Origin of the sequence: Salisediminibacterium halotolerans, from assembly GCF_003814815.1 — a bacterium.
GTDB lineage: Bacteria > Bacillota > Bacilli > Bacillales > Salisediminibacteriaceae > Salisediminibacterium > Salisediminibacterium halotolerans.
Genome location: NZ_RKQQ01000004.1, coordinates 275,664 through 285,871 on the forward strand (window position 1 = coordinate 275,664; position 10,208 = coordinate 285,871).

11 protein-coding genes are annotated in these 10,208 nt (G+C 46.4%); 6 read left to right on the plus strand and 5 right to left on the minus strand.

Annotated elements, in window-relative coordinates:
• Positions 1–21: 21 nt before the first annotated feature.
• Entirely contained in the window at positions 22–1,761 is a 1,740-nt protein-coding gene (locus EDD67_RS09485) for an ABC transporter ATP-binding protein (RefSeq protein ID WP_121440569.1), read from the plus strand.
• 62 nt (positions 1,762–1,823) lie between these two features.
• Here EDD67_RS09485 and EDD67_RS09490 read toward each other — a convergent pair whose 3' ends face one another.
• From EDD67_RS09490 to EDD67_RS09500, 3 genes are all read right to left on the minus strand, one after another.
• On the minus strand, positions 1,824–2,906 hold the full coding sequence (locus EDD67_RS09490) for an FUSC family protein (protein WP_121440568.1): 1,083 nt from the start codon (positions 2,904–2,906) through the stop codon (positions 1,824–1,826).
• A 608-nt stretch (positions 2,907–3,514) separates the two neighbouring features.
• Entirely contained in the window at positions 3,515–4,816 is a 1,302-nt protein-coding gene (locus EDD67_RS09495; RefSeq protein WP_121440566.1) for a glutamate-1-semialdehyde 2,1-aminomutase, read from the minus strand.
• Positions 4,817–4,858: 42 nt separating this feature from the next.
• Positions 4,859–5,602, minus strand: coding sequence for a hypothetical protein (locus EDD67_RS09500; protein ID WP_121440565.1), 744 nt, complete (start codon positions 5,600–5,602; stop codon positions 4,859–4,861).
• Positions 5,603–5,733: 131 nt separating this feature from the next.
• Between EDD67_RS09500 and EDD67_RS09505 the strand changes: the two genes are divergently transcribed.
• The 4 genes from EDD67_RS09505 to perR all read left to right on the plus strand — a co-directional run bounded on the left by EDD67_RS09505 (position 5,734) and on the right by perR (position 8,089).
• Positions 5,734–6,168, plus strand: coding sequence for a hypothetical protein (locus EDD67_RS09505; protein WP_121440564.1), 435 nt, complete (start codon positions 5,734–5,736; stop codon positions 6,166–6,168).
• A gap of 31 nt (positions 6,169–6,199) precedes the next feature.
• Entirely contained in the window at positions 6,200–7,150 is a 951-nt protein-coding gene (locus EDD67_RS09510; protein ID WP_121440563.1) for a D-2-hydroxyacid dehydrogenase, read from the plus strand.
• Between the two features lie 17 nt (positions 7,151–7,167).
• On the plus strand, positions 7,168–7,470 hold the full coding sequence (locus EDD67_RS09515; RefSeq protein WP_121440562.1) for a cyclic-di-AMP receptor: 303 nt from the start codon (positions 7,168–7,170) through the stop codon (positions 7,468–7,470).
• A 181-nt stretch (positions 7,471–7,651) separates the two neighbouring features.
• The gene (gene perR / locus EDD67_RS09520; RefSeq protein ID WP_093075422.1) at positions 7,652–8,089 is read left to right on the plus strand and encodes a peroxide-responsive transcriptional repressor PerR; all 438 of its coding nucleotides are present in this window, start codon (positions 7,652–7,654) and stop codon (positions 8,087–8,089) included.
• A gap of 219 nt (positions 8,090–8,308) precedes the next feature.
• Here the strand turns inward: perR and EDD67_RS09525 are convergent, their stop codons facing one another.
• Together EDD67_RS09525 and EDD67_RS09530 are read right to left on the minus strand one after the other, a co-directional pair.
• Positions 8,309–8,491: a hypothetical protein gene (locus EDD67_RS09525; protein ID WP_121439469.1), complete on the minus strand. Its 183-nt coding sequence runs from the start codon at positions 8,489–8,491 to the stop codon at positions 8,309–8,311.
• Between the two features lie 52 nt (positions 8,492–8,543).
• Complete coding sequence (locus tag EDD67_RS09530; RefSeq protein WP_093075425.1) at positions 8,544–8,894, minus strand: YgzB family protein; 351 nt, start codon at positions 8,892–8,894, stop codon at positions 8,544–8,546.
• 168 nt (positions 8,895–9,062) lie between these two features.
• On the opposite strand from EDD67_RS09530, the gene EDD67_RS09535 reads away from it, so the two are divergent.
• On the plus strand, positions 9,063–9,935 hold the full coding sequence (locus EDD67_RS09535; protein ID WP_121438754.1) for a nucleotidyltransferase-like protein: 873 nt from the start codon (positions 9,063–9,065) through the stop codon (positions 9,933–9,935).
• The last annotated feature ends 273 nt before the right edge of the window (positions 9,936–10,208 follow it).

Genomic DNA, 10,208 nt, shown 5'->3' on the forward strand with positions numbered 1-10,208 from the left:
GTTGTATAAGGAGAGAGAAATATGGACAGTATTAAGCGTTATATGGGTTACATTAAACCTTATTGGAAAGAAATTATATTGACGGTCATCATCGGCGTGCTGAAATTCGGAATTCCCTTAATCACCCCGTTAATTATGCGTTATGTCATTGACGATGTGATCGGCTCAGATACGATGACGACAAATGAGCAGATGACGCATTTACTGTGGCTGATGGGCATCGTATTGCTCATTTTTGTTGTTTTGCGGCCGCCGATTGAATATTACCGGCAGTACTTTGCGCAATGGACAGGAAATAAAATTTTGTATGACATTCGAGAGCAGCTGTTTACTCATCTGCAAAAACTGAGTCTGCGCTTTTATTCGAATCAAAAAGCAGGCGAAGTGATTTCAAGAGTGATCCATGACGTCGAACAAACGAAAAATTTCATCATTACAGGTATGATGAACATTTGGCTCGATTTGTTTACGATTGTCGCAGCGATTATTATCATGCTGACGATGGATGTTTGGCTGACGCTCATCGCAGTTTCACTGCTGCCGTTTTACGCCCTGGCGATTAAATACTTTTACAGCCGGCTCCGTTACTTAACGCGAGAACGTTCGCAGGCGCTCGCGGAAGTGCAGGGGCACTTGCACGAACGCTTGCAGGGGATGAATGTCATCCGCAGTTTTGCGCTTGAAGATCACGAGCAGGAAGCGTTTGACCGGCAGAATAATCACTTTTTAACAAAAGCGATCGACCATACGAAATGGAATGCGAAAACCTTTGCCGTGGTCAATACAATCACAGACTTGGCCCCGATATTAGTCATCGGTGCAGCAGGGATGATCGTCATTCAAGACGCAATTACGGTCGGAACGATGGTCGCTTTTGTTCAGTATATGGACCGATTGTATAATCCGCTCCGGCGTCTGGTGAATTCGTCGACGGTGCTGACCCAATCGATCGCTTCGATGGACCGGGTGTTTGAGCTGGCTGACGAAAGTTATGACATTAAAGATCGTCCCGGCGCTGTCCCTTACGCGTATCCGCGCGGAGAAGTCACGTTTGAGAACGTGTATTTCAGCTACGATGACGACGAAGTGATCGCAGACATGAACTTCCGCGCTGAAGCAGGCGAGACAGTAGCGCTTGTCGGCATGAGCGGCGGCGGTAAAAGCACGATTATGAGTTTGATTCCGCGGTTTTACGATGTCACGTCAGGGAGGATTTTGCTCGACGGCAAAGATGTCCGCGATTATCAAGTCCGAACAGTCCGCGACCGGATCGGCATGGTCTTGCAGGATAATATTATATTCAGTGATTCGGTCATGTTCAATATTCGCATGGGGCGCCCCGATGCCAGTGACGAAGAAGTTTACGCGGCTGCCCGCGCGGCCAATGCGCATGATTTTATTGTCAAATTGCCGGAAGGGTACGAATCGAATATCGGTGAACGCGGGGTAAAACTATCCGGCGGCCAGAAACAGCGGATTGCGATCGCGCGCGTATTTTTGAAAAGCCCGGAAATACTCATTTTTGACGAAGCGACAAGTGCGCTGGATTTAGAGAGTGAAAGCTTAATTCAGCAGTCGCTGTACGATCTTGCCCGTGACCGCACAACGTTTATTGTCGCTCACCGGCTGTCGACGATAACACATGCGGATAAAATCCTCGTCGTGGAAAACGGCAGCGTCGTTGAGGAAGGCACGCACGATGAACTGATTGCAAAAGGCGGAGCGTATTACACGCTCTTTCAAGTGCAGCAGCTCGATTGACCGAGCTGGCAATCAATACAATAAAGCCGCTCGCAGATATTGCTGCGAGCGGCTTTGTTTTATTAGTACGTTTCTTTTTCGGTGATATAGACTTCGTTATCATCTGTATGATACGTATAAAACCCTTCAACGAGCCGATCAAGGTGTTCGAGTTCATCGCTGTATTCAATAATCAGCGCGATGACAGGCAAAAAGGTCATCCATTCTTCTTCATCGAACTGCTTGTGATCGCGGGAATTTAAAAACATCGAGACTAAATTCCGCTTCTCATCGGTAATTTCCTCATAATATTCCTCGGTTGTCTGCGGTTTGACTTTGCCCATGTATTTCAGCAAAATCCGTTCATGGTAGTTTGTTAAATAATCGAGCTGCGCGACGAGAGCTTCGTGCATCGTTTCCGGCAGCTGATGAATGACGTTGTCGTGCTTGGAGAGACTTTCTAAAATATGTTGAGCTTGTTTGCTGGCCGTAATCATCTGCCGGAAGAGGACAACCTTGCGCAAACGGGCGTACTCGTTTTTTCGGAAAATATTGCGTTCATCCTTGTACAACTCAAACAAATTCTCAACTTTTAAAAGCGCATCACTCGAGCGCTTTTGGTCTTGTTTAAGCGTTTGATAATCGACTTCATGATGGATCAGCAAGCGGATCCATTGAATAATCTCATCATTGGTGCTCGTCACCTTGTGATAAAGTTGGTTTTCGTGTTTCGGCGGGAGGAAGATTAAATTGACAACAAATGCTGAGAATACGCCGACCATAACGAGTAAAAACCGATTTACCGCCAGACCGGTGAAATCGTCTGTCGGATTTCCCATAATGATGATCGCGGTGACAACCGCCAACGGAATAATCGATTCTTTATTCATACGCAAATTGATCGCAATAATCAGCAAGACGACGACCCCGATGACAAAAGGTTCGTGGCCGAATGCGAGGACGAAGACGACTGCTAACACTGCGCTTAAAATATTTGCCTGTATTTGATCCCAAATTAATGTAATACTTTTATGCACAGACGGCTGTACAGCAAAAAAAGCAGCGAGTCCGGCATAAGCAATCGTGTCGTGACCGAGCAAAGCAGCTGCATAGAGGGACAGGGTTACGGCAAGACCAGTTTTAAATATACGGGCGCCAAGCCTCATTGTCTTTCAAAATCCTTTCTTCGTTTACTGGCAGTGTTTTTTGTGAAATATCTTCTCACGGAGTACTATACACGCATTACGGAGAATCTGCAAATACGGACAGACAAGCAAAAGCCTCCTGTCAGCAGGAGGCTTCAGACTGTTAACAAAATCATGACATCGATAGATGTCATATTAAAGGAACGGATGACGACGCATCGTCCGGCTTCTTTCACCTGAAGGTATCACTGCGACATCGGCTCAAAAAGACTTCGCCGTGTCTTACTAGTCCGCGGGCGAGCGCCGAGCCGCTTCGGGCTTATGCCCTGCAGGGTCTCGTCTGTCTCGCTTTCCCGCAGGAGAAAGCCGGGATGCTGGGTCATCCTCTTTTTTGAAGCGAGTTTATTCATAAAAAAGTAGCCATGCATCTACTCCTCCGACGCCTCCGGGAAAGCAAGAGACGAAGATCCGGATTCGGCGGCCTCAGGCCGCCGAATACTAGCTGAGTCCTTGCCCGGGGCAAGCGGAGGGTAGTGGCTTCATGGCTGACATAAAAATATAGTTTGTCTACAGTCTGAAGCCTCCTGTCAGCAGGAGGCTTCATGCTTCAGTTTAACTCGTATCAATCTTCAGATATTCCCGCTGCTCATATCTGCAAAGACGCTGTCGGCAGCGGCAATTGTCTCGTCAATGTCGCTGTCAACATGCTCGGTCGTTAAAAACCACGCCTCATATTTTGACGGGGCAAGGTTGATCCCTTGATTCAGCATACCGTGGAAAAACTGGGCGAAACGCTCACCGTTACTGTTGTCCGCGTCATCGTAGTTTCGGACCGAGTCTGTGTCAAAATACAGCGTCAAAGCGCCGCGCAGCCGGTTCATCGTGACAGAAATGCCGTGCTTTTGCGCGCTTGTCTGCAACCCATCGGCCAATTTCGCCCCGAGCCGGTCCATTTCCTCATAAACGCCCGGGGTCTTAAGCACTTCAAGACAGGCAATTCCGGCGCGGATCGAAGCCGGGTTTCCCGCATGGGTTCCAGCTTGATAAGCGGGTCCTAACGGCGCGACTTGCTCCATAATATCTTGCCGTCCGCCGTAAGCGCCGATCGGCAAACCTCCGCCGATGACCTTTCCGAGAGCCGTCAAATCAGGCTCAACGCCGAGCAGGTTTTGCGCAGCGCCGTAAGTGAAACGAAACGCCGTGATTACTTCGTCGTAAATGACGAGCGCATCGTGTTTATGCGTTTCGCGGTTGACATGTTCTAAAAAGCCTTCCTCAGGCTCGACAATCCCGAAGTTTCCGACGATCGGTTCAACAAGCACTCCGGCGATCTCTTCGCCCCAACGGTCCATCGCGGCATCGAACGCTTTGGTGTCGTTAAACGGCACGGTAATGACGTCTTCTGCGATCGCAGCCGGCACCCCGGCAGAATCCGGGCTCCCGAGCGTAGCCGGACCCGAGCCGGCAGCGACGAGGACGAGGTCGGAATGTCCGTGATAACATCCGGAAAACTTCAGCACCTTATTGCGACCGGTATATGCCCGGGCGACGCGGATCGTGGTCATGACCGCTTCTGTGCCGGAGTTAACAAAGCGGACTTTTTCCAGCGAAGGAATCGCCTCTTTCAGCATCGCGGCAAAACGGTTTTCATGGATTGTCGGTGTCCCGTACAGCACGCCGTCTGCTGCGGCATCTTGAATCGCCTTCGTCACGTGCGGATGAGCATGGCCGGTGACAATCGGTCCGTAGGCCGCTAAATAATCAATATAACGGTTTCCGTCAACGTCGAATAAGTGAGCGCCCTCCCCTTTCTCCATAAATACAGGTGTACCGCCTCCGACTCCTTTATAGGCGCGGGAAGGACTGTTCACTCCGCCTAAAATATGTTCTTCTGCTTCTTGGTAAAGTGCTTTTGACTGTTTTGTCGTCATGAAATCGCCTCCTGTATGAATCAAATTTTCATTGTCGATCGGTTAACGCTGTGCAAAAAAATCAATCACATCGTTTTGATCATCCGTAAAAAGCAAAACCTCGCTGTCATTTAGAACAGCATGAACCGGCCCGTCGGTAACTTCATCATAAAACGGACTCTCCTCACTGATGCCGACCGTGTCCCAGTCAGCCAATTCGCCGGATGCCAAGTGTTCGATCACGCCTTCTAAATCTGTTCCTGCTTGAATTTCACCGGATTCACTGATATTTAATGTAAGTATTTGAAACTTATTGTCTTTTACCGGCATATGATACGTAAAAAAATCGTCGAGCGTGTAAGGCTGCAACTCGATCGTTTTCGCTTCATAGACGGGGAGAAGCGCCGGGTTGAACGTCAGGTATCGGTCAAGCTCCGTTGTCGTCGTTTCAACCTCTTCAGCTGTTGTGACGTTGACCGTCTGATTGGGAAAAAACAGCGTCTCACTATCTTCTGCGGCCTCGTATTCGTCGAACGAGTACGAACGATCATTCGCAACAATTTCCGTCTCATCTGTTAAAAATAAGTGATAGGCTTTTGTATGATAGTCTTCGCGCTGATGGCGGTCAGGCGTTATGCGGATATTCCCGCCGGTAAGCTGATCCTCTTTTAAAATCAACAGCCGGTTGAAAAAATCGGGGCTTCCGCTGATCTTGCCGGACATCTCGTTTTTGCCGGATTCTTCATCCGCTTGACAGGCTGTTAATATTAAAGCGATCGCGCCGCTGATCCAAAAATATCTCATCATTTCTCGCCTCCGGTAACTTTGTAAATCATATCACGAGAGCAGGAAAGCAGTGAACAAAAATTCGAAAACCTCAACATTACAAAACGGTTTTTGATAAAATAAAGAAAAACGACAGAAATGGCGGCGATACAATGAAACAGGTTATGCCGTTTATCGTGATCGCAATTCTGATCGGTACAGTTATGTTTGTGATGCAAGATGACTATGAAGGTCCGGATTATGCCGATATCAAAACAGACGTGGAAATCCCGGGCTGGACGATTACGTATTATATCAATGATATCGCACATGATGAACCGATGCACGGGATTGAAGCAAAAAGGACAGAGGATAACGGCGATTTTGATACGATGAAGTCGTTAGAACTTTTTTTAGTCTCTTCTGAAGGGAGCTTCTATATTCAAGATTTGGAAGTTGAGGATTTTGACGGCACCGTGCGCCACGAAGAAGTATGCTCCGGGTGCGGCCAAGATGAACACATTAACGGGAGAGTTATGATTAACTGGAACGATCAAACGAATACGCATATGGAATACGAAACATTCGCGATCGAGATAAATGACTAAGTTCACAGATTAAAAGCCAGGGGGATGAAAGATGAAAGTTGTCACGAGCGCCAAAATCCGCCGCGATTTACGCGAACATTTATTGAATACGTACCCGCACATCGATTTTGCTTTTCATCCATCGATTGCTGAAGCTGAAAAAGATTTAACCGATGCCGATGTTTTAATCACTTACGGCGAGGATTTAACCGACCGCCACATTGCTGAAGCTGAAAAACTGCAATGGATTATGGTCATTTCTGCCGGTCTTGATAAAATGCCTTTTGAAGCGATTAAACAAAAAGGGATTACCGTAACAAACGCGACCGGGATTCATGCCGTGCCGATGGCCGAATACGCGCTGGCGGTGATGCTCCAAACAGCCCGGCAAACGAAAACCATTATTGAACAGGAAAAAAATAAGCTGTGGGACCGTTCCCCTTTGATGACCGAATTGCATAATAAAACCGTTCTCATCATCGGTGCCGGACAAATCGGCACTCAGACAGCCCGATTAACAAAAGCGTTTAATATGAAGACGCTCGGTGTGAACCGGACAGGCGCTGATTTTGCCCCTTTTGACAAGATCATTAAAACCGAGAACTTGCTCGACATGCTGCCTGAAGCGGATTTTATCGTTTCTGTTTTGCCTAAGACGCCGGAAACCGACGGCTTGTTAGATCAATCCGCCTTTGCAGCAATGAAAAAAGAGGCTGTCCTGATTAATATGGGCAGAGGAAATGTCATACATGAAATGGATTTAATCGAGGCTTTAAATCGAGAGGAATTTTCGCACGCCGTGTTGGACGTTTTTAATGAAGAGCCGCTTCCGGGAGATCATCCGTTTTGGGAACATCCGGATGTCACTGTTACGCCGCACATATCAGGAATTTCTCCGCAATATCAGCCGAGAGCATTGGAAATCTTTGAATACAACCTGGCTGTCTATGAACGCGGGCAGAGAAATTACTGGAATTGGATTGATTTAAACAAAGGTTATTAATACAGGGAGGGAGCGCTATGAAACTATTTATTTGTATCGTTCATAATCATTATCGCGATGTGATCGAAAAAGGTTTGAATGAACAAGGTTACCGGATGACAGAATTATCGAGCACCGGCAGCTTTCGGCGCCGGGGCAATACAACATTTCTCATCGGCGCTGCTGAGCAGGACGCAGAGAACGTGAAAGAACTAATGAAGGAACTTTGCACGGAACAAGAAAAGAAAAAGCCGCAGCCTGATTTTGTCACAAACCGGTTTGTCTCTTTCTTAATCGATGTTAACGACGTGAGGCTCTTCACAGAAAATTCACCCGGTTAAAAACGCTAGATGCTATTGGTTAAGCAATGTCAAGATTGACAGGCTTTCAGCTTGTTCGGTATACTGTTTATAAAGGTTCTAAAGAGAGAATGCATACTTTGTGATATTGTAAATACTTGTATAGATGACAGATGACGCATACATTCGCTTGCCATTATCAGCATCAAAGGGGTGAAACAACATGGAAAACCATCAATTTCAAGAGGCGTTAGAATCGCTTAAAAACACAAAAGTCCGTATGACCCCGCAAAGACACGCAATTTTGGAATTTTTATTCAGTGCTAAACAGCATCCGACTGCTGATGAAATCTATAAAGCATTGGAAAGTAAATTCCCGAATATGAGTGTGGCAACGGTTTATAACAACTTACGGGTTTTTAAAGAAGTCGGGCTCGTGCGAGAGCTGACTTACGGAGATTCTTCCAGCCGTTTTGACAGCAACACATCAGACCACTACCACGTCATTTGTCAAGACTGCGGAAAAATTGTCGACTTTCACTATCCCGGACTCGATGAAGTAGAAACCCTCGCCGAACACGTGACGGGTTTTAACGTGAAGAACCACCGGATGGAGATTTACGGAACATGTCCGGATTGTGCAAAAGGACAAGCGCATTAATCGATCGTTTCGAGGATGTAAAAACGGCTTCCAGCCTTAAAGCTGGAAGCCGCAGATTGTAGACAAAATATTATTTTGACGCAAGCCACGCAACCACTACCCTCCGCTTGCCCCGGGCAAGGACTCAGCTAGTATTCGGCGGTCTAAGACCGCCGAATCCGGATCTTCGTCTCTTGCTTTCCCGGAGGCGTCGGAGGAGTGGATGCGTGGCTTCCTTTATTATGAAAACACTTGATTCAAAGAAGGAGGATGACCCAGCATCCCGGCTTTCTCCTGCGGGATAGCGAGACAGACGAGACCCTGCAGGGCATCAGGCCGAAGCGGCTCGACGCTCGCCCGCGGAAAGAAGCCGGACGATGCGTCATCATCCGTTCCTTTTAATAGGACATCGATCGATGTCATGACTTTGTCAATACTCTACGGCTTCCAGCCATAAAGCTGGAAGCCGTTTTTGTTAAGATTTGTTGTGATTGTAACTTTCGTCGAACTCTTTGCCTTCAAGGGATTTATCGAGTGTCAGCGGCTCATTGCAAAACATGCAGGCGTCGACTTTTCCGAGCATTTTCGTCTGCTTTTCACAGTTCGGACAGACGACGTGGACAGCGCGTGACGAGAGCATGCCGATCCAAAAATAAACAACCGTGCTGCCGATGATCGCGAGAAACCCGAGAAGCATGAACAAAGACATTAAAATCGGACTGGTTTGAAAGAATAAGCCGAGATACATAATAATGATACCGCCGAAAATCAATACGAGCGCAAACGTGCGGATTTTGTTAATTTTATTCGAATATTTTAGCGACATAATCATACCTCCTGCAACGGAATTATATCATATTTTAAACATCGAAAGGAATAAAATGGGGTGGAGACAAAGAAAATGATATAAAAGGAAAGGAATTTGGCAAAGTTTGTCGAATTGACACAGTAGAAGCATGTAACACGAAACTGGGGCAAGGGAGAGAACCCGCTAATGGAAGAATATGTTCGGCAGCTTTATCAAGATCGCGCATCAGAAGACAGCACGCTCGGGATTATCTCTGTCAAGAAGCGTCATGAGATGGACGCAAATACAGATCATTTTGATCATGTGCTGTTGATTTTAGCAGATAATTCACAAGAGCGTTTATGGGAAACAAGACATTATGATTACAGCGGTATTTCCATTGCCGTTCATACGGCTTCTGAAGATCAGGTGAACGATTGGCTCTTAAATGGAACGAACCGGCGCATCGTCGACTGGCTCTTGAACGGTCAGGTGATTTTTGACCGAAATGAATACGTGAAATCTTTCCGGGAAAAATTAGATCAATTTCCTGCCGAGGAAAGGCAATTGAAAATCGGTGTTGAATTTTCAAAGCTGATCCGCCGCTACAGCGATGGAAAGTCTTTGTTTGAACAAGCACATTATTTGGATTCGTTTAATCAAATTCTCCATGCTCTTCATCACTTGGCGCGCTTTGCCATCATTGAACACGGTTCCTATCCGGAAATTACGGTCTGGAAACAAGTGAAAAAGCTCGAGCCGGAAATATATAAACTTTACTCTGAATTAACTGAAGGCGATGAAACGCTCGGGAAAAGATTAGAACTGTTAATGATCGCGATTGAATTTGAAGTTTCCCGTAAAACAAGGCTGGGCGCGGCGCATTTATTTTCGTTGATGGAGCAGCAAGAGGAGCCGTGGAGCATCGAAGATTTAAAACAGCAGCTTTCCGTGCGTGATTACTCGCTCGATCTTGGTATTTTGCTGGAGTTTTTAATTGATAAAGGGTTTATCGATATCGTTTTACGCGAAACGAAAGGACGAAAAATTTATCATCGCTATTATAAAAAAACGCGTTAATAAATGATTGATAAAATTTTTCTAATATAGGGTTGTCACACTTCGTCGCAGATGGTATATTATTTTTTGTCGCTGAAGTGAGCGGCCGCCGAATGATTGTTTAAATAAAAAATTGCATCATCTATTGACGCAGGCAATCAACTGGTGTTATTATAATAAAGTCGCCTTAAAGCGACAGAGCGATTCAGCTGCCCTTTGAAAACTAAACAAAAGCCAAGCGTAAAGTGGGATATAGTAAGAAGATATCCCGTCAATTTAGCAAGACAAGTCCGG